Source organism: Escherichia sp. E4742, assembly GCF_005843885.1.
In the GTDB taxonomy this organism is placed as follows: domain Bacteria; phylum Pseudomonadota; class Gammaproteobacteria; order Enterobacterales; family Enterobacteriaceae; genus Escherichia.
This window is the reverse complement of record NZ_CP040443.1, coordinates 1,138,430-1,162,131: the sequence shown is the minus strand read 5'-3', so window position 1 is coordinate 1,162,131 and position 23,702 is coordinate 1,138,430. Positions and strand designations below refer to the sequence as shown.

General features: G+C 49.7%; 13 protein-coding genes and 3 pseudogenes. 12 read left to right on the top strand and 4 right to left on the bottom strand.

From position 1 onward, the window contains the following. Positions 1-3 precede the first annotated feature (3 nt). Positions 4-485, top strand: a pseudogene (locus FEM44_RS25830) (EAL domain-containing protein); the annotation flags it as partial. A 511-nt stretch (positions 486-996) separates the two neighbouring features. Here FEM44_RS25830 and tnpC read toward each other — a convergent pair. After that, positions 997-1,945: pseudogene (tnpC, locus tag FEM44_RS05565) on the bottom strand (IS66 family transposase); the annotation flags it as partial. Further along, a pseudogene (locus FEM44_RS05560) lies at positions 1,944-2,507 on the bottom strand (transposase); the annotation flags it as partial. The pseudogenes tnpC and FEM44_RS05560, both read right to left, overlap by 2 nt. Before the next feature lie 817 nt (positions 2,508-3,324). Here FEM44_RS05560 and FEM44_RS05555 point away from each other — a divergent pair. Genes FEM44_RS05555 through FEM44_RS05545 form a run of 3 tightly spaced genes read left to right on the top strand, consistent with a single transcriptional unit; the run spans position 3,325 to position 12,503 of the window. Then, positions 3,325-3,969, top strand: a complete 645-nt coding sequence (locus FEM44_RS05555) for a helix-turn-helix transcriptional regulator (protein WP_240726888.1) — start codon at positions 3,325-3,327, stop codon at positions 3,967-3,969. Positions 3,970-3,999: 30 nt separating this feature from the next. After that, positions 4,000-11,925: an autotransporter outer membrane beta-barrel domain-containing protein gene (locus FEM44_RS05550; protein ID WP_138158933.1), complete on the top strand. Its 7,926-nt coding sequence runs from the start codon at positions 4,000-4,002 to the stop codon at positions 11,923-11,925. Between the two features lie 47 nt (positions 11,926-11,972). Next, positions 11,973-12,503, top strand: a complete 531-nt coding sequence (locus FEM44_RS05545; protein WP_053289064.1) for an OmpH family outer membrane protein — start codon at positions 11,973-11,975, stop codon at positions 12,501-12,503. A gap of 306 nt (positions 12,504-12,809) precedes the next feature. On the opposite strand, the gene FEM44_RS05540 is transcribed toward FEM44_RS05545, so the two are convergent. After that, a complete protein-coding gene (locus tag FEM44_RS05540) occupies positions 12,810-13,295 on the bottom strand; it encodes a CaiF/GrlA family transcriptional regulator (RefSeq protein WP_000896657.1) in 486 nt (161 codons plus the stop codon). Positions 13,296-13,642: 347 nt separating this feature from the next. Between FEM44_RS05540 and FEM44_RS05535 the strand changes: the two genes are divergently transcribed. Further along, positions 13,643-13,870, top strand: coding sequence for a hypothetical protein (locus FEM44_RS05535; RefSeq protein ID WP_135523310.1), 228 nt, complete (start codon positions 13,643-13,645; stop codon positions 13,868-13,870). Positions 13,871-13,890: 20 nt separating this feature from the next. Here the strand turns inward: FEM44_RS05535 and FEM44_RS05530 are convergent, their stop codons facing one another. After that, positions 13,891-14,082 (bottom strand): DUF4222 domain-containing protein, encoded by a 192-nt coding sequence (locus FEM44_RS05530; protein WP_001424022.1) that lies wholly within the window; start codon positions 14,080-14,082, stop codon positions 13,891-13,893. Positions 14,083-14,587: 505 nt separating this feature from the next. On the opposite strand from FEM44_RS05530, the gene tssB reads away from it, so the two are divergent. The 7 genes from tssB (at position 14,588) to tssH (ending at position 23,695) form a co-directional block, all read left to right on the top strand. Continuing rightward, positions 14,588-15,085, top strand: a complete 498-nt coding sequence (gene tssB / locus FEM44_RS05520) for a type VI secretion system contractile sheath small subunit (RefSeq protein ID WP_138158931.1) — start codon at positions 14,588-14,590, stop codon at positions 15,083-15,085. Positions 15,086-15,106: 21 nt separating this feature from the next. Continuing rightward, positions 15,107-16,651, top strand: coding sequence for a type VI secretion system contractile sheath large subunit (gene tssC / locus FEM44_RS05515; protein ID WP_135523309.1), 1,545 nt, complete (start codon positions 15,107-15,109; stop codon positions 16,649-16,651). A gap of 15 nt (positions 16,652-16,666) precedes the next feature. Further along, positions 16,667-18,016, top strand: a complete 1,350-nt coding sequence (gene tssK, locus FEM44_RS05510; protein ID WP_135523308.1) for a type VI secretion system baseplate subunit TssK — start codon at positions 16,667-16,669, stop codon at positions 18,014-18,016. Beyond that, positions 18,013-18,702 carry a type VI secretion system protein TssL, short form gene (tssL, locus tag FEM44_RS05505; RefSeq protein WP_135523307.1) on the top strand — a complete coding sequence of 230 codons (690 nt, stop codon included), beginning with the start codon at positions 18,013-18,015 and terminating at the stop codon, positions 18,700-18,702. Before tssK ends, tssL begins: the two co-directional genes overlap by 4 nt. After that, positions 18,702-20,381, top strand: coding sequence for an OmpA family protein (locus FEM44_RS05500; RefSeq protein ID WP_135523306.1), 1,680 nt, complete (start codon positions 18,702-18,704; stop codon positions 20,379-20,381). The genes tssL and FEM44_RS05500 overlap by 1 nt, the downstream gene beginning before the upstream one ends. Positions 20,382-20,386: 5 nt before the next feature. Beyond that, a complete protein-coding gene (hcp, locus tag FEM44_RS05495; protein WP_001007315.1) occupies positions 20,387-20,878 on the top strand; it encodes a type VI secretion system effector Hcp in 492 nt (163 codons plus the stop codon). A 168-nt stretch (positions 20,879-21,046) separates the two neighbouring features. Beyond that, on the top strand, positions 21,047-23,695 hold the full coding sequence (gene tssH / locus FEM44_RS05490) for a type VI secretion system ATPase TssH (RefSeq protein ID WP_135523305.1): 2,649 nt from the start codon (positions 21,047-21,049) through the stop codon (positions 23,693-23,695). Positions 23,696-23,702 lie beyond the last annotated feature (7 nt).

Genomic DNA, 23,702 nt, shown 5'->3' with positions numbered 1-23,702 from the left:
TTTTCAGAAATTAAAACCATGCTGCCGCGTAGTTTCAGGTTTGCAGTGAACGTGACACCGGGACTGCTCACTGAACGCGAATTTACTCGAATGTGCCTGGTGTTGACAGAAGAAAACGATATACATCTGATTCTGGAATTGGCAGAGCAGTAGCCATTTTATATGAACAGGCTGATTGAACAGATATTTTTCAGACTGAGTAATGGAGGCGTGAAATTTGCCGATTAGTTATATAAAAACAGATAAAAGTTTCACACAAAACATCCTGAGTGAAAAAACATCCAAGTATATTGTAGAAAGTATTATCGGGCTGACAGAAAAAATGGATATTGATTCGGTTGCAGAAGGTGTGGAAACACAGGTGCAGTTGAACTGTTTGTGCTCTCTGGGAGTGGATTATCTGCAGGGGGGGGGATTTCGGCAGGCCGGAAAATGTGGATACATTTTGTTGTGAATATGAACAACTCCGGAGGTGTAATCAGTAAGTTACTCTTAAAAAATAAAAATAAACATATTTAAGTAATTTTATTTCTGATAAGCGAAGTGCTGGTATCGCATTTTTCAGAATCCGGCAGTTTTTCTTCTTACTTCAACTTCTATTTGTTTTTATTCTTTTATTCATATTTGCATTGAGAGACAGACGTATTTGTTTACTTTGTCAGCAGACAGGGGCGAAATCTTCTGGTGAATATAAAAGACATCAGTTTCGCTCATTCAGAATGGTGTTTTTTGTGAAATTCATATCAGGGGAATTGAAGTCATGTGGTGGTGGAAGATGACTTTAGTGAGGTTTACAGAAAGATAAAAGAAATTCCACCACAAGTGAATAATACAGGTGAAGGTGTCGCAGAGGGGAGTGGACGTGCGTCAGAATGCTATGATTGATGTTTTGCTTATTATTATATTTTCGTAAGCGGCTCGTCAGAACCGTATTGATATTTACTGAGAAGTCAGATCAACTTTTCAGGGCAACAGTTTGCGTACCCGGTTTGCTGACTAGTCCTGGATATGCTCAATGACGTAACGCAGCCATTTTTCTGGCTCCACATTGTTCAGACGGCATGTGCCGATCAGCGAGTACAACACCGCCGCATGTTCGCCACCGCTGTCGGAACCCGCGAACGGCCAGTTTTCCGGCCTACGGCCACACCCCGTAAGGCGTTCTCTGCGATGTTGTTGTCGATTCCCACCCAGCCATTACTGCAGTACACGTTCAGGCCATCCCACTGTTTCAGCAGGTATGCGAACGTTTTTGCCGTGTCCGAGTGACGCGACAGTATTTTCATCTGTTGCTGTATCCAGTCATACACTGACTGCATCAGTGGCGCTGCTCTGGCTTTTCTTGCTGCCAGACGCTGTTCTGCTGAACATCCCCTGACTTCTGCCTCAATGGCATACAGTTCACCGATACGCTGCAGGGATTCCGTGGTGATATCGGTGGGCGCTCTTGCATGCACATCGTGGATTTTCCTCCGGGCATGGGCCATACACACGGCTTCCGTTATTCTGCCGGATTCGTATAACATCCGGTAACCACCGTAAGCATCGGCCTGAAGCACACCGCTATAACCGGCCAGATGATTCTGTGGATGGATATCTTTCCGGTCCGGACTGTACGCGAACCGGACCACTGGCGGCATCTGTGAACCGACGTTACGGTCATCACGAACGTAGACCCACAGCCGGGCGGTTCGGGTTTTACCACTGCCTGGTTCCTGGGCCGGGACGGGGATATCATCGGCATTGACTTTACCGGGCGCACATACTGGCGCAGGACGTCATACAGCGGCTCCAGTAGTTCAGCAATGGCACCTGTCCAGCGCCCCAGTGTGGTGCGGCTCAGTTCCACACCCTGACGACGGTATATCTCTGACTGGCGGTATAACGGCATATGGTCTGCATACTTCCCAGTGACAACATGGGCCAGAAGCCCCGCTCCGGCATAGTCTGCTGTCCGGTGAGAACGACATTGCCCATCCCACGGGCTTTCTTGCGAACAGGTCAAATACGACTGCGAGGTATCCTCATCGTTTATCTGTCCAGATATACTTCACGTTTCCACACCACACTTGATTTGGTTCTGTCACGGCGAACTGCCGTTCAAGATAGTTAGGGATAGCAATATGTTCATGACCGCCATGCCTGTACTGGTGAGTCGGCTGCTGGCAACTGACCAGCCCCAACTCTTTCATAAGTCTGTCAGCAAGCCAGCGCCCCATCTGATAGCCTCTCTGGGTTGCCATTGTGGCGATGCCTCTTGCTCCTGCAGAACCGTGGCTGATACCATGTAGCTCAAATACCTGACTGCGTATCGATTTATTCCGGAGTTATCGGGGGGCTTTTGGCGTTTTTCCCTGACGCTAATCACGCAGTTGTTTGACCCATCTTGTCATCGTGGAAAGGCCGACATCCATAGCTTTGGCGGCATCTGCCACTGTGTAGTTCTGGTCAACAACCAGTTGAGCGGATTCGAGTTTGAATTCAGGACTAAAATTTCTTCTTTTCATTTGTGCACCTGTATTGTTCTGAGGTGAGCATATCACCTCTGTTCAGGTGGCCAAATTCAGTAAATCACTACACATCTCCATTTTGATACAACTGAGGCGCTTATCTTGAGCTTACAGGCTATCTGACGATGTGATCAACAGTATGTCATATCAGTCCTTTCTCTTTGAACTCACTTAGTATCGGTTGCCCTGCCATTACAATCCTCTTAAAAAAACTATGCTGATACAGCGGAGATGGGGTGATCTCCTTCTATGAAAATATGTATAGGGGACGATATATCAGGTAAGTCTTGAGCGAAATGTCATTATTAAATCTGTAAAGCATTAAGGAATTTAATATTACATGCCACTAATAACCATCGCAATTATTTTTTTCCATATAACTCATTGCGAAAGTATGTTGTTGTTTTGTTTTTTTTGTTGTTTCTTTTATGTTTTTTATTGAGAGCGATTTGTGTTTTTTGTGGTTTTATGTGGGTAATTTTGATTTCTTGTTAACGAATAACGATCGGTGTAAACGATCGATTTGTGGATATTGATTATCTGTGCCTATTGAAAGTTCTTTATTGATCGTTTTTGTCGATCAAATGTTTTTTTTTTGGTATTCTGCTTCCAAATTGATAACTGCATGCTTTTGGTAATAGTTAGTTAACTATCGATTCTCTTTTGATATAAGGCGTTCATTTACTTCTTTTGGGAGGAGGCAATCTGAAGTTAAATATTTTTATCAAACTGATTTAAGTCAGGCATCAATAAGTTGTACCCATAAAGATAGTGACCGTTATTAGTTGCGTGGTTTTTGCCAGATGTTAGCTGAATGACAGAAGATATGATTTTTATAACAACGACAAAAAATACTTATCTGATCAAAGCATTAGAAAACGTGTCCTTTGCTACTTTTTCCGATGTTTGCGTTATCTCTGTTGATGACTTTTCTTTTCTGGAGAGTGAGGCTGGTACACACTTATTGCGTAACAGGCGAGTTGTACTTTTACCTGTGTTTCCGGATGATGATCTTACGACAAGTCTGTTGTCTTTGCGTTTTGTAAATCAGTGGCTGGATAAACGGCTCCGGAACTATAAATATAATATTCCCTGTGTGATTTGGGGAAATGGAGGTGGACTGATTCATAGCGGGGTGCCTTGCATTCCCTGGAAATTGACGTATGAGAAGTTATGCACAAGCCTGGCAAACTATATAACTAACTGGAATTCGGGAGTTAATTATCGCGTTGTCAGGAAAGTTTCGTTTATTGATTTGCAACTCTCTCCCAGAGAACAAACCGTATTCCTGTATACCAGAGAAGGGAAAGACCTGGAATGGATTTCTCATACTTTAGGTATATCCAGTAAGACCGTCTGGACGCATCGTCGCAGAGTCATGGATAAACTTGGTGTCAGGCGGCTACATCAGTTGATGAATATCCCCCTGTCTCTTATTTCAGTAAAAACGCAGTTGTGACCGATATAGTGATTTTGAAGGAAGATATATATGAATAAAATATATAAAGTGATATGGAATCACAGCACACAGAAGTGGGACGTGGTTTCAGAACTTACGGGCAGTAAGAAAAAATGTAAGTCTGCACGTCTGAATCTGACATTATCCGCTATTATTCTTGGTGGTGCGATGACGCTTAACAGCAGCAGCGCACTTGCTGATGCTTCACTGGATCCTGCATGGCGACCAGCACAGAACAATAATTTTGTCGGGAATGTGACAGTTAATGGAATAACAGAAAATATTACTGGCCCGACCTCAGTTTCTGCCAACGGTTCAGGAACCGTTTATATGTCAGTAGCACAGGCAAAGGCAGAAGGCTACATTACGTCCGGAGATGACCTGACGGGATTATCTTATATTGATATCGGAGGAAGAACTAAAGCTCTGCAATACTGGGATGCTGCAACTGGCGCATTCAGAACGGTTCAGGTATACGACAATAGTGCATTTTCTCAGCGTGCAGCAGGGGCTTCTGCTGATGAGCGTATTTCAGGCTTTTCACCAACTGCTGATTTTTTTTATAAAACCCGCTTTGTGACTGCAAGTAAGGGGGGAACGGCCAATATTGATGTTGGCGCTGGTTTCATAGGGTCTTATTTTAAGAATAGTCAGCTTGCTGTTGCTGATGGGGCAGGGTCTACGGTCAACTGGAACTCTGCAAATGAATTTTATTTTCAGGCAGCTGCAACAGCGGCAAATGGTCTTACGTATACCACTACAATTGATTCAATGAAATATGCCGGTACTTTTACCGACTGGCAGGGACAACAATATCAGGTTAATTCACTCGCTGAATTACAACAATATAATGATTATCTGACTCAGGCGATAGTTGACGGTAAGCTGACACCATCTCAATATGAGACAGAATTTAATAAAGCTATTATTACCACAACGCATCAGTACGATGTTGATCGTACCGCAGGGGGGAAGATTAATCCGGATATATATCAGGCCAGTACCGGATTACTCGCAGTCCTGGCTGCAACGGATAGTGGTACAGCGCGGTTAAGTTCGACAGGTAAACTGACTGGCGTATTGCCTGCATATGGTTATGGGGCTGGCATTGTTGCTCGCACAGGTGGTACTGGTATCAATGATGGTATTATTGATGCAATTGGTACAGCCATGCGTGCTTATGATAACAGTTCCATTGTGAATAATGGCACTATCTATGCCTGGGATAACAATAATAAGTATTCGCTGCATGGTGAAGGTATGATGGCCATTAATGCTGGCTCTCGTGCAGTAAATAATGGTGTTATTAATGTTCGTCCATTTAAAGTCGCAGGCGTCAATCCATACAGTATAAACACGGCTATGCTCGTTGCTAGCGGTGGTGAAGGGGTTAACAACGGTACAATTAATATTACCGCAGATCCCTCAACTATTGACAGCAAGGGAAAGACCCGGGGGATAAGTGTTGGTACCGGAGGGATTTTTACTAACGCAGCGGGTGGTAAAATTACAGTTGGCGTTGCGGAAAATGGAACAGCAGCTCATTCGGCTGTTGGTTCTGTTGCGATTGAAGTTGCAAAAGGGGCTACCCGCGCTGTCAATGAGGGAACGATCCTTCTGGGACAAGGTGCTCAGGGTAACTATGGTATTGCAGCTACGGACGCCGGCGTGGTTGATGTTACAAATAGCGGTACTATCACTATTGAGGGACATGACAGTGATGCGCCGGCACTGAATGTTGGCATGCTGGCAAATAATAGCTCCGGGATGAAAAACTCCGGGGTTATTAATGTTAACGGTCTGAACAGTACCGGACTGCAGGCAATCAATGCAGGACAACTAAATTCTGACGGTACGATAAATGTTGGCGGCGTGGATATCAGCAGTGGTTTCCGTAACTATGGTGCCTGGGTGGAAGGTGCCGGAAGCAATGTTGATGTATCCGGAAAAATCAGTCTTGCCGGTACGGGGGCTGTGGGGGTTTTTGCTAAAGATGGCGGCAGTCTGACCCTGTCAGGCAATGGTGCAGTGCTATTTGGCAGCAGCGATCAGGTAGGGTTTTATGTCTATGGAAAGGGCTCTGCCATTCATAATACCGGAAGCGGTGTTATGGATGTGTCCACTGAAAACTCAACATTATTCCGTATTGCCAGCGGTGCGACATTCCAGGGAACTGCGGGAGCTTCTTCTGCACTTACGGCGTCTGGTAAGAACTCTTATGCACTTATTGCCACGGGGAAATCTGATGGCGGTGTGGCCTCGACAGTAACGTCAGGAGGAATGACCATCAACCTGACGGGGGAGGGGGCTACAGCGACTTTAATTGAAGGGGGAGCGCAGGGCACAATTGAAAGTAATGCCACTATCAATATGGATAATGCCAGTGCGATAGCCGGTATTGCGGATGGCAATGGCTATGATATTTCCGGCAACCTCATTAATCCGAAGGACAAGACCACACTATTAACGGCGGGGGCTCAGTTAAGTTCCACCCAGGATAAAGTGACCGGGTATATCGCCCGTAATGGTGCCACACTTGATAATACCGGTAATATCATCTTTACCGGGAAGAATACAGTGGGCGTCCGGGTTGAGGAGGGCGCTGTTGGGACCAACAGCGGAAATATTACCGTACAGGATGGCGGTGTGGGATTAATTGCCAGTGCGGTGCAGGAAACCACGACAATTAATAACACGGGCAATCTTGTTCTTAAGAGCGGAGATAATGCTAACCGTACGACGGGGATTAAAGCTTCTGGTGCTAAAACAACCGTCAATATGACTGCGGGGACGATATCCCTGGAGGGACAGGGAGCGATTGGTGTTCAGGCCAGCGAGCAGGGAACGGTGAATCTTGTTGGATCTGCAATACCGCAATTTGCAGCTGACGGTTCCGGTATTACCGATCAGATTGCTTTTCGTATTATCGGAGATGGTGCAACCATTAAAACGAATATTGCACCAGGAACCCTGCTGGATGCCAGTGGGGAACGTTCTGTACTTTTCCGTATTGAAGATGGGGCAAAACAGGCCGGCTCTCTGCTGATGAAAACCTCCGGTACAGGCAGTCGTGGTATCTGGGCCACAGGGAAAGGGAGCAATGTCCTGGCTGAGGCTGGCAGTGATTTCCAGATCCTGGGGGCTCAGGCTCAGGGATTATATGTAACTGGCGGGGCGACAGCGACGCTGAAACAGGGGGTATCAGTTAACCTTGTAGGGGATGGCGCTGTTGTCGCGGAAGTTGACGGAAATGAATACGCTCTGGATGGCAGTATTACGCAAACGAATACTGGCTCGGTTATTACCAATGAGGCAGATATCTCTTCGCCGCTGAATAATGCCAAGGGCTTTATTACGCGTAATCAGGGACTGTTGATTAACAGCGGCAACATTGATTTCACTGCCGGTACCGATAATATCGGCGTCTGGGTTGATAACGGCCGCTTTGAAAATACAGGAAGCCGTATTGCGGTCAATGGCGTTGCATTATTTGTTGAAGGCGCACAGTCTCAGATTACCAGCACAGGAGGGGATATCGTCGCTGTGGATGGTGAGGCTGCCATTAAACTGGGGGCGGGCGCGTCACTGAACCTGGCAGGGAGTGGCCTGGGTACGATCGAAGGTCAGAAAAATGCGCATGGCATCCTGCTGGATACAGGGGCTGTGGGGCTGGTTATTGATGGTGCGAAAATCAATGTTAATGCTGCAGGTGCGGTTGGTCACGGGATTGAGAACCGCGCAGAAATTGAAGGCATTCAGTTAACCAATACGACTGAAATTAATGTGGCTGATGGCATTGGTGTACGTACTTCCGCCTCCCTGGCCAAGACCAACAGCGGCACTATTAATGTAGACGGCAGTGGAATTGCACTGGCGTTCCAGAAAGCTGACGGAAGTGAAACCGATAATAACCTGGATATGTCTGACTCCGCTGGATTGGTCATTAACCTGAAGGGTACGGACGGCACGGGTATTTTCGTCAACACTAAAGATGGTGCTGTCGTGAAAAGCGGTGCAAGTGTCAATGTTACACAGGCCGATGGCGGCTCAGCTCTGGTGGTTAACAATGCAGCCAGTGAAGTGGTTCAGAGCGGTAATCTCATCTCTGCTTCTCTGAGTCATGCCGTAGTGGATGCTTCAAAAGCACAGTCCTTTACCAATAAAGGTCAGATTAAAGCTGCGTCCGCCACCGGGACTGCAATGGCGTTTGATGACGCCGTGAATACCACCGTACTGAATGACAGCGGTGCTGAAATTCAGGGGGGGGTGGCTCTGAACGGCGGTGATAACACATTCACCAATAAAGGCAGTATTACCGGAATCGTCAGTGCAAAAGAGGGTAACAATACATTTTTATTTGATGACGGCAGCATACTGACAGGAGAAGTGACTGCAGGAAATGGCAATAACAATGTAATGCTCAATGGTAAGGCTCATGTTGATAAGGTTACTGCTGGTACCGGGAAGAACACCTTCACCATTAAAGGCGAAGGGGCAACCTGGAACCTGCTGGATGGCGGGCAGGGAGATTCTGATTCCCTGATTTTTGATAACGCCATTCATACGCTGGATTCTGCTGTAAAACTACAGAATTTTGAACATGTCGGGCTGAAGAACAGTTCACTTGTCACTCTGAAGGAAGCTCTTGTGCTGACCGATGGGGGGACCGGTCCGGGTTCCGTCGATATTGAATCGGGCAGCGAACTGGCCATTATTCCCGCAGTTGCAGGCAACTTTACCTTTGATCCACTGTTAACAGGCAAAGGAACACTGTCTGCCCGTCTTGATGCCGACACATCTGCTTTTGAATTCAGCCATAACGTCGGGGATCAATTTGCCGGAACTCTGAAGCTGGGTACCAGTAGCTTTGCTCTGGAAGGGCTGAATACGAGCGGGTTAACCCATGCAATGCTGATGTCTGAAACCGGGAATATCACAACGGTTGGCTCCGGTGTTCAGCAGATTGGCGGTCTTGGGTTCAATGGCGGAACGCTGATTTTTGGTTCCGTTATGCCGGGCGATACCATTGCCAGCAACAGTATTGAAACCTCTGCTGCAGGTACGCTGGATATCCGGGGGAAAGGCACAATTCAGGTCACCATGCCAGATGAAGTGATTAATGATATTCCGGCTGTTGATACCCGTAAGAATTTGCTGGAGCAGGATGATGCGCAGACCCTGGTCACACTGGTGAATGCAGCGGGTACCGTCACCGGTACTGGCGGGCAACTGCAACTGGTGGATGAAAACGGGCAGGCTATTTCTCACAGTCAGACGTTTGATGTCACTCAGGGCGGTGAAGTTGTAGCTCAGGGAAATTATGACTATAAGCTGCTGGGAAGCTCCGACGGTATTAAAGGTGACGGACTGTACATAGGCTATGGGCTGAAGTCGCTGGATTTACAGGGAACCGGTGATAAAGCGCTGGTGCTGACACCGAGAGCGAATGCCCAGGGACTGCAGACAGATCTTGGCGCACAGTTAACGGGGGCAGGGGATCTGGCCATCGAAGCTGCGGGGCAGGTTGTCACACTGTCTAACGGCGGTAATAACTATACCGGGGATACGCTGGTGCGCAGCGGCACATTACAGATGGCAAATGACAATGTTCTTGGCGCAACAGGTAATCTGAACGTCGCCAGCAATGCCGTCTTCAGAACAAACGGATACAGCCAGACTGTCGGTGCACTGCAGACAGAAACGGGATCGCACATTCAGCTTGATAGCGGTAGTGTGCTAACGGTCAGCGGCACGCAGCGTCAGCCGGGCGATGATAATGGTGGTGTCATTGAAAACAACGTGCTGTCCGGTGAGGGAACGCTGGCTGTCACGGGCAGCGACCTGACGGTACATGGCACCAATATCGGGTTTACCGGTAATGCCAGCCTTACCCAGGGGGCGCTGGTTGAAATGAACGGCGCACAGGGGCTGGGAAGCCAGGGCTCCATCAGCTTTGAAAGCCTTAGTGATCGCCTGGCGATTGATATCGCCGACGGTAGCGGAGTCAGCAGTAACCTGAGTAAATCGCTTTCCGGAGAAGGTTCAGTGGACATACTGAACACGACTGATCTGACGCTTTCCGGGGATAACAGTAATTTCAGCGGTGAATTCCGTGTGCAGAAAGATGCTGCTCTGCGGGCTTCAGATGAAAAACACCTGGGCACCGGGCTGATTGACAGCGAGGGTGTCACCTGGCTTACTGCCAGCGACAGCTGGTTGCTGAAAAATGACATTACGGGTTCCGGTGCGCTGGTGAAACAGGGGGCGGGTAATCTGATCATTAATCATGAGCTGGCTTATACCGGTGATACCACTGTTGAGAACGGCGTCCTGATTGTCGGTGATGATTCTGTCACCCGCGCCGCTGATGCGACGCTGTCAGGCTCCGGAAATATTCATGTTCTCAATGGCGGCACACTCAGTGGGCAGGGTACCGTTGCAGGTCATGTTAATAACCAGGGAACGCTGGCATCACTGAATGCACTTTCAGGCTATGAGAACGCAGAAGTAAGCAATTTTACGGTTGGCTCACTGACCAATACCGGCGTCATTCGTCTGGCCGGTGGTAAGACAGGAAATACCCTGACCGTAAATGGCGATTACACCGGTGGCGGTACGTTAATTATCAATACCGTGCTGGGGGATGATACCTCTGCCACTGACAAACTGATTGTCACGGGTAACACTTCCGGCGATACCGGCGTGGTGGTGAATAACGTCCGGGGCCAGGGTGCTCAGACCGCTGACGGCATTGAGATTGTGCATGTCGGTGGTCAGTCTGACGGTAACTTCAGACTGGAGAATCGTGCTGTGGCCGGGGCATGGGAATATTTCCTGCATAAAGGTAATGCGGGTGGTACCGACGGTAACTGGTATCTACGCTCTGAATTGCCGCCGGAGCCGGGGACAAAACCGGAGACAAAACCGGAGACAAAACCGGAGACAAAACCAACACCGGATAAACCTGTGCAGAAGGTCTATCGCCCGGAGGCTGGCTCATATATTTCGAACATTGCGGCGGCTAACACGCTGTTCAACACCAGAATGCACGATCGTGAGGGGGAAACTTACTATACCGACGTGTTTACTGGTGAGAAAAAAGCAACCAGTATGTGGATGCGTCATGTTGGCGGTCATAATCGCTGGAAGGACAGTAGTTCACAACTGAATACGCAAAGCAACCGCTATGTTGTGCAACTGGGTGGCAGCATTGCACAGTGGACTGACGGTCAGGAGCGTCTGCAGCTGGGTATTATGGCCGGTTACGGGAATGAGAAGAGCTCCACGACATCCTCGGTTTCGGGATATAAATCTAAAGGCTCGATCAGTGGTTACAGTACCGGTTTATACGGAACGTGGCAGCAGAATGACGGCAATGACACCGGGGCTTATGTTGACACCTGGATCCAGTACGGCTGGTTTAATAATACCGTTAATGGTGAAAAACTGGCGGCGGAGTCCTGGAAATCCCGTGGATTTACCGGTTCAGTGGAAGCAGGTTATACCTTCAAAGCCGGCGAATTTACCGGCAGCCAGGGAAGCCACTATGACTGGTATATTCAGCCACAGTCCCAGCTTACGTGGATGAATGTAAGAGCCGGCGAACATAAGGAGAAAAACGGCACGAAAGTTCAGCTTAACGGAGACGGCAATATCCAGAGTCGTCTGGGCGTCAGAACTTACCTGAAAGGTAAGAGTGCGTCTGATGACAATAAGGCGCATCAGTTCGAGCCTTTTGTGGAGGTTAACTGGATCCATAATACACAGGACTGGAGTGTCAAAATGGATAATACGGTACTCAGTCAGGACGGAGCCACAAATATTGCTGAAGTCAAAACGGGTGTTCAGGGTAAATTGTCAGATAACCTGAATGTCTGGGGCAATGTTGGCGTTCAGGTCGGCGATAAAGGGTACAGTGATGCCCAGGCAATGCTGGGTATTAAGTATACATTTTAATCACACAGTGGCAGGAGGATCCCTCCTGCCACATCCGGGTAGTCATAATGAGTTCTGTAATGAAATTTTCTGTTGTTAATGCAGTAGTGCTGCTGTTGCTGATTGTACTTACTGGTGTTTTTTATATGAAAAAGTCAAAAGAAATTGCAGTTGTTAATATCGATGCTATTTATAATCAGTCTACCGCCGGAGACATGGCCAGAAAGCATCTGAATGAGGTTAAGAGTATTCTTGAAAAAGGCTATGAGGATGCGCAAAAAGCATTCGCAGATAACGCGAATAAAGAGGCGCTGCTTCTTGATGCCAGACAAAAACTGGAACGACAATATGTTATTGAGGAAAATAGCGCAAAAATGGTGTTATCCCGTGCGATAGATAATGCCATAGGCACATGGAGAAAAGACAATCCTAAAAATATTGCCGTATTGTCTTCAGGTGTTGTGCTTGCGCATAACGAGTCAGCTGATATCACCAAAGAAGTCATGACTCTGGTTGAAAAAGAAAATCTGGTTTTTAATAAATTACCCAAAGTGGAAGTGCGCAATAAGGATGAAGAGAAACCAGAACAAAGTAAGTAATCACTAGATTCTGACGATTTCCAGAAGGGAGATTCAGCAGGCCAGCATCTGTAATCATTCAGATTTGCTGGCTTGCTGTTGAAACTTTATGCCGTTAAATAATTAACAGTCCTCTGTCGGGAGGGTGAAGTGCCCGCAAGAGACAAGTGTGATGGCATGTTATGGTTGTACTGTATATGATTATGGCATACAGCAAGAATCATTCTGCTCCGGAGAGGAATGAAGTCCTCTCTGGTTTTGTTTTCCCTGGTTTATAAGTTATGTATTATGGTTATTGTTGTCAGGAAAAATACTGGTGATTGTTGTTTATAAATACTCTGAAATATCAGAATATTTTTCTCCGACTTTTCTGATGCACATCCATTTTCTGATTGTGTCAAGTTTATCCCGGTTTTTTATGAAATCCTCTTTGCTTAGTCTCTCTGACTTTTGTCTTTCAACAGAAGTGAATGTGCTTCGGATGTTTTTTAATAACTGCTTTGGTAGTGGAGTTACATTAATAATTTTTAGCGCACGATATCTTGTTCTTTTGGGCGTGTTTTTTATTAGTGTTATACGTTCGCTAGTAATATGTTTAGAACCTTCGTTGTGAATGTAATGGATTATGTCGGTAGCGCGTTGCTGAGTGAGTAAAAATTCACGGGATACTTCTTCCGTTGTTAGTAACGTATTAGTTCTCATCGCCCATGTTGCTACTATTATATAAAGAGGTTGTTCGACAAGATCAGATACACCAGCAGGTATTCTGTGCCTGTAGTTGTTATGTATTGATGTAAAAATTTCGCCAGCCATAATAATTTGCGTTCTTCAGATAAGTATCGTTCGGTTTGCTATGTTTTTTTGAGATTTTTCTGGAAAATGTGTGTTTTTATTCTCCTGTATTATGGTTTTTTGTGATCCGGATTTTGTTTTTATATAAAGTCCTGATGTTTCAGGTGGGGTAATTAAAAATGTCCGGAAATTGTGGTATTTAAACATATAAATCCGGGCAGTGAGTGTATGATTATTCTGAATGTAAAAGATATTTTATGCATCATATCTGATTCTGGCACGAGAGGCGGAGTTTTTCTTGACAGTTGCAGGTTATCACTTTTTATACTTTATATCCGTGCCTGAAAACATGTGCTAAGGAAACGGGAATGGCAAGGTCCGATTACGATATTATCAATCTGTCTCTGGAACATGAACTGAATGAGTGGCTGGCAGAGAGAGGTTATGCCGGCCTGGCGGATAACCGGAACCACCTGGCAGAGGTGGTTACCCGGAAATTGCAGGACAGCTTTTATATAAACGTTTCCTGGGATGCGCTGAACACGGCATACAGTGAACACCCGGAGTGGTTTTCTGGGCTTCATCAGGCAGTGTGATTGCCGGCAGGGATTTCGTTTTATTCTGTTTCTTCCCGGGGTTCGGGTTTGAATTTTCCCAGAAAGTTGTACATTGGCCGCATACAGGGATGCGGATAGCCGTCCCGCATAAACACCACCCGGGTTTCCTCAACACTGGTCACGGTGACAAGCGCACCATGATCGTCTCTGTATCGCTGATTGACTTTCGGTAATGGAACATCTTCTGACATAAATTTTAGTACGGTAACAGTTAACTAAATTTTCATGTGGTATTACTGAATCAGGAGTCTCTGCCTCCTGATGTGTTTTGTTAATCTTCTGTTTTTACTAAAAATCCCCTCACTCCTTCTTTCATTGCATTTTGTTGTGCTCTTCCTTCATATCCTTCTCTTTTCCTGAAATCACTTAAATGATGCTGAATCGTTACTCATCGTGATTTTCCATGACCAGAATCAAAAATTGAACTTTTCTGACATAACTGGCTGTATTAAAAGCATTCATCGGAATAATTTCCTGCGGTTTTTCATTAATCATGGTTATAAGTTTTGCAATATGCTGGTTTTGCGATATAAAGCAGAACAAAGATCTGAATATTTGTGTTATATCGATCGATATGTCTGTCATATTGAGATTTTACAGATCTTCGTACTATAATGATCAAAATTAAATCAGTGCACAAGGGGAGGCATCTGCGGTGATGGAACCCCTGAGATGCAGGCTTCACAGGAGAGAGTCATGAGCAGTTCATTTCAGAATGAAATCCCGAAAGCAAGGGTAAATCTGAAATTAGACCTACATACAGGTGGCGGGCAGAAGAAAGTGGAGCTTCCGCTCAAACTGCTGGTTGCCGGTGATTTCAGTAACGGACAGGAAGAGCGTCCAGTGTCAGAGCGTGTAAAAACGGATATTAATAAAAACAATTTTAATGATGTTCTGGCTGATATCTCCCCGTCTGTGCGTCTGAATGTGGAGAACACGCTTGCCGGTGATGGCTCTGAAGAGAGCATCAGCCTGACTTTCCACAATATGAACGACTTCACGCCAGAGCAAGTTGCCCGACAGATTCCCCGTCTTAAAGCCATGCTGGCCATGCGCAGCCTTCTGCGGGACCTGAAAGCCAATCTGCTGGATAACGTGACTTTCCGTAAAGAGCTGGAAAAAATTCTGCGTGACCCGGCACTGAGCCAGGAGTTACGTAACGAACTGAGTGCACTGGTGCCGGAAAAGGCGTGATTTAACGGATTACGAGAGAAAATGCTGATGTCTGTACAGAAAGAAAAGAACGTTGCAGAGAGCGTGGTATCTGAAGCGCATGCCGGTGACAGCGTATATGCTTCCCTGTTTGAAAAAATTAACCTGAGTCCGGTATCTGCCCTGAGTGCACTGGATATCTGGCAGGATCCACAGGCCATGTCAGAAGCGTCTGCAGATGAACGCCTGACGGCAGGGATGCAGGTGTTTATGGAGTGTCTGGCAAAAGCTGGCACGCAGGTGGAAAAACTCGATAAAGCGCTGATTGACCATCATATTGCAGAGCTTGATTATCAGATCAGCCGTCAGCTGGATGCCGTGCTTCATCATCCGGAATTTCAGAAAGTGGAGTCCCTGTGGCGGGGCGTGAAGTCTCTGGTGGATAAAACGGACTTCCGCCGTAATGTGAAAATTGAGCTGCTGGATCTGTCCAAAGACGATCTGCGTCAGGATTTTGAGGATGCGCCGGAAATTATTCAGAGCGGCCTTTATCTGCAGACCTATGTGGCTGAGTATGACACGCCGGGTGGTGAGCCCATTGCAGCCCTGGTTTCGGCCTGGGAGTTTGATGCATCTGCACAGGATGTGGCGTTGCTGAAAAATATTTCCCGGGTGGCGGCATCTGCACATATGCCGTTTATTGGTTCAGTTGGCCCGGCTTTCTTCCAGAAAGAAACCATGGAAGAGGTGGCTGCCATCAAGGATATTGGCAACCACTTTGAGCGTGCCGAGTATATCAAGTGGAACGCGTTCCGTGAGACGGACGATGCCCGCTATATTGGCCTGGTGATGCCACGAGTTCTGGGACGCCTGCCGTATGGCCCGGATACCGTACCTGTCCGCAGCTTTAACTATGTTGAAGAGGTGAAAGGACCGGATCACCATAAATATCTCTGGACGAACGCGTCTTTTGCTTTTGCCGCCAACATGGTGCGCAGTTTTGTCACCAACGGCTGGTGTGTTCAGATCCGTGGGCCTCAGGCCGGTGGTGCGGTGCAGGATTTGCCGATCCATCTGTATGATCTGGGAACCGGTAATCAGGTCAAAATTCCGTCAGAGGTGATGATCCCGGAAACGCGGGAGTTTGAATTCGCTAATCTGGGCTTTATTCCGCTTTCTTACTACAAGAACCGGGATTATGCCTGCTTCTTCTCCGCCAATTCCGCCCAGAAACCGGCACTGTACGATACACCGGATGCGACAGCGAACAGCCGTATTAATGCCCGTCTTCCCTATATCTTCCTGCTGTCCCGCATTGCGCATTACCTGAAGATCATACAGCGGGAAAATATTGGTACCACCAAAGATCGCCGTCTGCTTGAGCTGGAGCTGAATAACTGGATCCGGGGACTGGTGACGGAGATGACCGATCCGGGTGATGAACTGCAGGCCTCGCATCCGCTGCGTGACGGAAAAGTGGCGGTGGAAGATATCGAAGACAACCCGGGATTCTTCCGCGTGAAACTCTATGCTGTACCACATTTCCAGGTGGAAGGTATGGACGTCAGTCTGTCACTGGTTTCGCAGATGCCGAAGGCAAAAGCGTAAGGCAGGCGTCGGGAAATGAAGATTTACCGTCCGCTGTGGAGCGAAGGTGTTTTGCTCTCTCCTCAACAGTTTCAGCAGCAGACTGAATGGGAGTCTTTTCGCAGTGCCGGTATTTCTGCGCTGGCATCCCCGTTTCCCTGGGGAGTGGAAAAGGTTGAGCTTAATGACAGTCTTCTGTCATCCGGGCTGATCCAGATTACGCAGTTACGCCTCTGGCTGGAAGACGGAACACTTATTGATGCTCAAAGGAGCGATTTGCCTCCGGCACCGCGAGAGTTAGATGCCGGTCAGCTGGCTGACCACGATGCGGTAACTGTCGTTATTGCTCTTCCCCACATGCAGCCTGGCGTGATTAACGTTGAGCAGGAAGGTGTCAGTGCAGACAGACCCGTTCGCTATCGGGAAGAGTGGGTAACGTTGCAGGATGCTTTTGGCTCTGAAGAAGAGCCCATGGCCGTTGCCCGGTTTAATTTTACCATTCGGTTTGCCCATGAAAACAATGACTCATGGAAAGTCTGCCCGGTAGCAAGATTGATCAGAGATGGTCAGAATGCGTGGCGACAGGATCCGTCTTTTATTCCTCCGGTGGCGTCATTTGGGGCAAGTCCGGTCCTGCGCGAACGTCTGGTGTTGCTCAATCGTCAGTTACGCTCCCGACGCCAGCGTCTGATGGCGATGCGTCGTGAGAGTAACGAAAGACTCGCCGATTTTGCTGTTGCTGATGTTTCCCTTTTCTGGTTGCTGAATGCGCTGAATTCCCACGCCAGTGTACTGACGGAATACGAACGTTTTCCTTCCCGCCCACCTGAACAGGTGTGGGCGGAGCTCGCTCGTCTGGCAGGCAGTATGCTGACTTTTTCCCTGGAGCATGATCCTGACGCCATACCGGGTTATGACCACAAGGATCCTGCCAGTGCGTTTTTTCCATTGTTCGACCTGATAACGGGTCTGCTGGAGGCCAGTCTGCCATCCCGGGTCATTGCTCTGGAAATGTCCCGGCCGGATGGACAGACCTGGAAGGCCAGCCTTCACGATATCCGCCTGCGCGAAGAGGCTGATCTCTGGCTGTCTGTGCGCTCGGATATTCCGGCCTGGCAGGTTGCTGAGAAATTTCCGGCACTCTGTCTGGCGGGGTCACCAGATAATGTCAGTGAGATCTATGGTGCGGCACTCCGGGGGATCCCTTTGATCCCGGTGAGCAGGGTTCCGGCTGTGTTGCCTGTACGCATGGAAAACCAGTACTTTGCACTTGATATGGAAAGTCCCGCTGCACATGAAATGCTGGAGCAGGGAGTGTGTATGTTCTATGTGCCTGAGTTACTTGGTGCCCTGGAACTTGAACTGTTTGCGGTATTGCGCTCATGAGACAGGATATTGATATCGACCAGCTGATGATGGAGACATGGCTTACTGTCACCATGCTGAAAAAAGGTGCACTCACGCCCGATGGCACAGCGCTTTACAACAAATGCGTTAAACAGGTCGAAAGTGTGCGGGAAGCACTGGAGCGTGCCGGTTATGACGATGCCAGTGTGGAGCATATTACCTATGCACAATGCGCCCTTCTGGACGAAACGGTGATGAGCCGTAAGCCTGAAAAGAGCAAGGAAGGAGAGGAGCCGGCCGTTGATGAAGGCCAGGTGGCCTGGCGTAAAGTGCCGCTTCAGGCCCGCTTTTTTGGCTCACTTCGGGCTGGTGAGGCTCTGTGGGATCGCATTGCAGAGGTTCTGCGTCAGCCTTCACCGGACCCGGCCGTTTTAACCTGCTATCACCGGGTGACAGCGCTGGGTTTTCAGGGGGTGTACTGCCTGAAAGCAGTCAGCCAGTCGCAGCGTGATGAGGTCATAAAAGCCCTTTCTGAACGCGTTTCACCGCCTGATGCCGGTCTGTCCCTGGTTGTTCACCGGATGGAGAAACATCGCTGGCGTCTGATGCGCTCAGTCTGGTTCTGGATAGTGCTCGCCGTCATTCTTACCGGCGTTATCTGGTGGGGGGGGCACCTCTGGCTCCAGTCTCTTTTGTCATCACAAATACCGGAGTTGCATGGCTGATGCGTGGCTCTGTCATCATTCCGGTAGCCCTGCACGTCCTGGTGGCTGTTGCCACATTGCTGTGGTTGTTGTGGTATTTCATTCCGGCAGGCAATGTTTTTAACGGTCTGACTACTCTGCTGATCCTTCTTCTGGCAGGCTGGACTGTTTTTAAAAACTGCCGGAGTGAAAAGCAAAAGCTCACATCTGACGTTACCCTGACAGATGCTGAACCGGCATTATCCGGCACCCGGGCCCCTGTTGTACTGGTGTGTGGTGACATGCCGGAAGCGTTGTTTCAGGACGGTCCTCTGCGTAAAACAGCCCGGGGATGCTGGCTGCGGGTCGGTGATGTCAGCCGCTTAACTGACGTTGTCCGCAGCATACAGACGCAGTTCCCGCGCCAGGTCGGTCAGCTCTCTGTGATGTACCGCTGCCTGCCAGACTGGCATCATGATGAAGCGGTTCTTCGTTTCACACTGAAAACTCTCCGCCAGCAGTGTAATCAGATTAAATCCCTGACGGGGTTCGCACTGCCGGTGGTGTTGAGTGCCGAATTTTCCGGGCCTGAAACACCGTGGATAATCGTCCGGGGTGATAAACCAGTTGTATGCCCGGTTAATCATGCACCTCAGGCGTTCACTGACTGGCTGCAGGTGGAAGCCAATATTCTGGCGCTGCCGGCCGTCAGCGAGGCATTTTCCTTTATTCGTAATACGCTGGCTGATGAGCTGGAAAAAGCTGACCGGCTGACGCCACCTGTACGAGCATTTTCCGTTGCAATGCGCCTTGGTGCAGTTCTTCCGGGGACCCCGTCAGTCTGGTCCGACAGGCTCTGTTCCCGTACCTGTTTGCAGTTTTCCCGAAAACCGGGGCAGACAGTGTCGGCAGGGATGTTCCCGGATGCGGTTCTGTCGCTGCTGGCACCTTTTGCGTCGACGGTACAGGGAGGCCAGCGTACCCGTCGTCTGATTTTGCTGATATGGCTGTGTGTTCTGACCGCGCTGGGGATTTCTGCGCTTAACAATCGTGATCTGATCCGTCAGGTAAGCACCGATTTACAGCGCTGGAATGCTGTCCCGATGGATCACTACCGTCCTAAGGCGGAATCGCTGGCTGCACTGAAACAGGACGCGCTTCTGCTTGAGCAGTGGCAGCGTCAGGGAGTGCCTTTACGTTACAGCCTCGGTTATTACCCGGGGCAACGCCTGTGGCTGGCCCTGCAGCAGGCTATCGATACCTGGGTTCCGCCTTTACCAGCGCCGGAGCCGGAAGCACCTCCGCAAATCATCCGTCTCGACAGTCTGGCGCTGTTTGATGCCGGTAAATGGACGCTGAAGCCGGGCGCCACAAAATGGCTGGTGAATGCCCTGGTGGATATTAAGGCAAAAGCAGGCTGGCTGATTGTGGTCAGTGGCCACACGGACAATACCGGTGACCCGCAGCGCAACCAGGTCCTGTCCCTGAAGCGTGCAGAGGCCGTTCGCGACTGGATGCGGGATACCGGCGATATTCCCCAAAGCTGTTTTGCCGTGCAGGGATACGGTGAAAGCCGCCCTGTGGCCCCGAATGACACGGCGGAAGGCCGTGCGCGTAACCGCCGTGTTGAAATCAGTCTGGTACCGCAGGCCGATGCCTGTCGTCTGCCGGACGCTTCCCCTGCGCCGGAAGAGGGCGCATCAGAAAACATAACGGAGTAATTTTTATGGCAATTCCAGTTTATCTGTGGCTGAAAGATGATGGCGGCGCAGATATCAAAGGGTCCGTGGATGTTCAGGACCGTGAGGGCAGCATTGAGGTGGTGGCTCAGGAGCACTGCCTCTACATCCCGACGGATAACAACACCGGTAAGCTGACCGGTACCCGTATTCACACACCGTTCCTGTTTACCAAGGAAATTGATTCTTCCAGCCCGTACCTTTACAAGGCCGTGACCACCGGGCAGACCCTGAAGTCTGCTGAATTTAAGTGGTACAAAATCAATGACGCCGGTCAGGAGGTGGAGTACTTCAATACGAAGCTTGAGAACGTGAAGGTGGTGAAGGTTAATCCGGTCATGCACGACATCAAGAATCCCGTTTATGAGAAGCATAACCACCTTGAACAGGTGGAACTGCGCTACGAGAAAATCACCTGGACTTACAAGGACGGCAACATCATTCATTCCGACGCATGGAGTGAGCGTACCACCGCGTAATTCTGCCGGACGGACAGGGCATCCTGTCCGTCATTTTTATTTTTTCTTCAGCATCTGTTGGCGGGTGCTGAAGAAAGAATTCTCAATCCTGAACACAGACCTGATGCGCCTGGGTTACGGCGAAGGGCGGTAGCGTGCCTGACGGTCTCCTGACAGTGAGTGAATAACATGGAAAATTCGGCAGCCCTGTTACGTCGTCTTAATCATTACTGTGCCCGTGCACTGGAAGGCGCAGCCTCCCTTTGCCAGACCCGGGCCCATGCGGAAATCACCCCGGAGCACTGGTTACTGAAACTGCTGGAGCAGGGGGAAGGAGACCTTACCGTGCTGGGCAGGCGTTATGACTGGGATATGGACGCGATATGGCAGTCGCTGCTCGGCTGGCTGGATAACCAGCCCCGTAGCGTACGCAGTCGCCCGCAGCTTGCGCAGTCCCTGAATGCCCTGCTGAAACAGGCCTGGATGATGGCCTCATTACAGGGAGAACAACATATCCGCAGCGTGCATCTGCTGGGTGCCCTGACGGAAAATCCGCACCTGGTTCGCTGTGACGGGCTGTGGCCTCTGCTGACACTGAGTCAGAGCCAGTTGCAGCGTCTGTCCCCGCTGCTGGATGCGCAGTCTGATGAGTGTCCGGAGACGTTACAGGATGCAGAGCCTGTGCTGCCTCAGGGAGACAATGTGACCTTTATCGGGCGCCCTGTCGGTGCGGATACGGCAGGTATACCGTCAGGTGACCTGCCGCCGGTGTTACAGGGTGCGCTGGATAAATTCACCCGGGACATCACGGCCAGTGCGAGAGAGGGTAAAATTGACCCGGTATCGGGACGCGATACGGAAATCCGTCAGATGGTGGATATTCTCTCCCGTCGCCGCAAGAACAACCCTATTCTGGTGGGAGACCCCGGTGTGGGGAAAACGGCTCTGGTGGAAGGGCTCGCCCTGCGTATTGCGGAAGGTAACGTACCGGAATCACTCAGACCCGTCACCCTGCGCACCCTTGACCTCGGCCTGCTGCAGGCCGGTGCCGGCGTGAAGGGTGAATTTGAACAGCGTCTGAAAAACGTGATTGATGCCGTGCAGCAGTCACCGGCCCCTGTTCTGCTGTTTATAGATGAAGCCCATACCCTTATCGGGGCCGGCAATCAGGCCGGCGGCGCGGATGCGGCCAACCTGCTGAAGCCTGCGCTGGCGCGGGGCGAACTGCGCACCATTGCTGCCACCACCTGGTCTGAGTACAAACAATACTTTGAACGTGACGCAGCACTGGAGCGGCGTTTTCAGATGGTCAGAGTGGACGAGCCGGATGATGAGACGGCCTGTCTGATGCTGCGTTCCCTGAAATCCCGTTATGCGGAACATCATAACGTGCACATCACCGATGAGGCGGTACGTGCTGCCGTCACGCTGTCGCGCCGTTATCTGACAGAACGTCAGTTACCGGACAAGGCCGTTGACCTGCTCGATACCGCTGCTGCCCGTGTGCGTATGAGCCTCGACACGGTGCCGGAACAGCTGACCCGTATCCGTTCACAGCTCGCTTCCCTTGGTATGGAAAAACAGGCACTGCTGGAAGATATTGCGGTTGGTCATCAGAATCACGGCGAACGTCTGTCTGCCATTGAGCAGGAAGAGAATGTGCTGGTGACAGCACGTGATGACCTGGAGCAGCAGTACGCCCGGGAGCGCGAACTCACCGGTGAGTTACTTGAAAGCCGCAGCGATATTTCCCGTCAGAGTGAGACACAGCATCTGCAGCAGGCACTGCACGACATTCAGCAGAATCAGCCCCTGCTCAGTGTGGATGTTGATGTACGCACCGTTGCTGGTGTGGTCGCGGACTGGACCGGAGTGCCGTTATCTTCCCTGATGAAGGACGAACAGACGGAACTGCTGCATCTGGAAAAGGATATCGGCAGACGGGTGGTCGGACAGGACGTGGCACTGGAATCCATTGCACAGCGTCTGCGTGCGGCGAAAACGGGTCTGACATCCGGTAACGGCCCCCAGGGGGTGTTCCTGCTGGTTGGCCCTAGTGGTGTGGGAAAAACTGAAACGGCACTGGCGCTGGCAGACGTGATGTACGGCGGCGAAAAATCACTGATTACCATCAATCTGTCGGAATATCAGGAGCCCCATACGGTTTCCCAGCTTAAGGGGTCACCGCCCGGGTACGTGGGATACGGTCAGGGGGGTATTCTGACGGAAGCTGTACGTAAGCGTCCGTACAGTGTGGTGCTGCTGGATGAAGTGGAAAAGGCCCACCGGGATGTGCTGAATCTGTTTTATCAGGTATTTGACCGGGGTTTTATGCGCGACGGAGAGGGGCGTGAAATTGACTTCCGTAATACGGTCATTCTGATGACCTCCAACCTGGGCAGTGACCTTCTGATGCAGCAACTGAGCGGGAAGCCGGAGACAACGGAGTCTGAGCTGCATGAGCTTATCCGTCCACTGCTGCGCGACCATTTCCAGCCTGCACTGCTCGCCCGTTTCCAGACAGTGATTTACCGTCCGCTGACACAGTCTGCCATGCGCACCATTGTGGAGATGAAGCTTGCACAGGTCTGTGAACGCCTGCACTGCCATTATGGACTGAGTACATCGGTTGATGAACGTCTGTACGATGCCCTGACATCAGCCTGCCTGCTGCCGGATACGGGTGCCCGGAATGTGGAGAGTCTGCTGAACCAGCAACTGCTGCCGGTACTGAGCCGGCAGTTGCTGAGCCATATGGCCGCGAAGCAGAAACCATTTTCCCTGACCATGAACTGGGGTGACGAAGAACAGATTGTACTGGCATTTAGCTGTGAATGAGCGATGA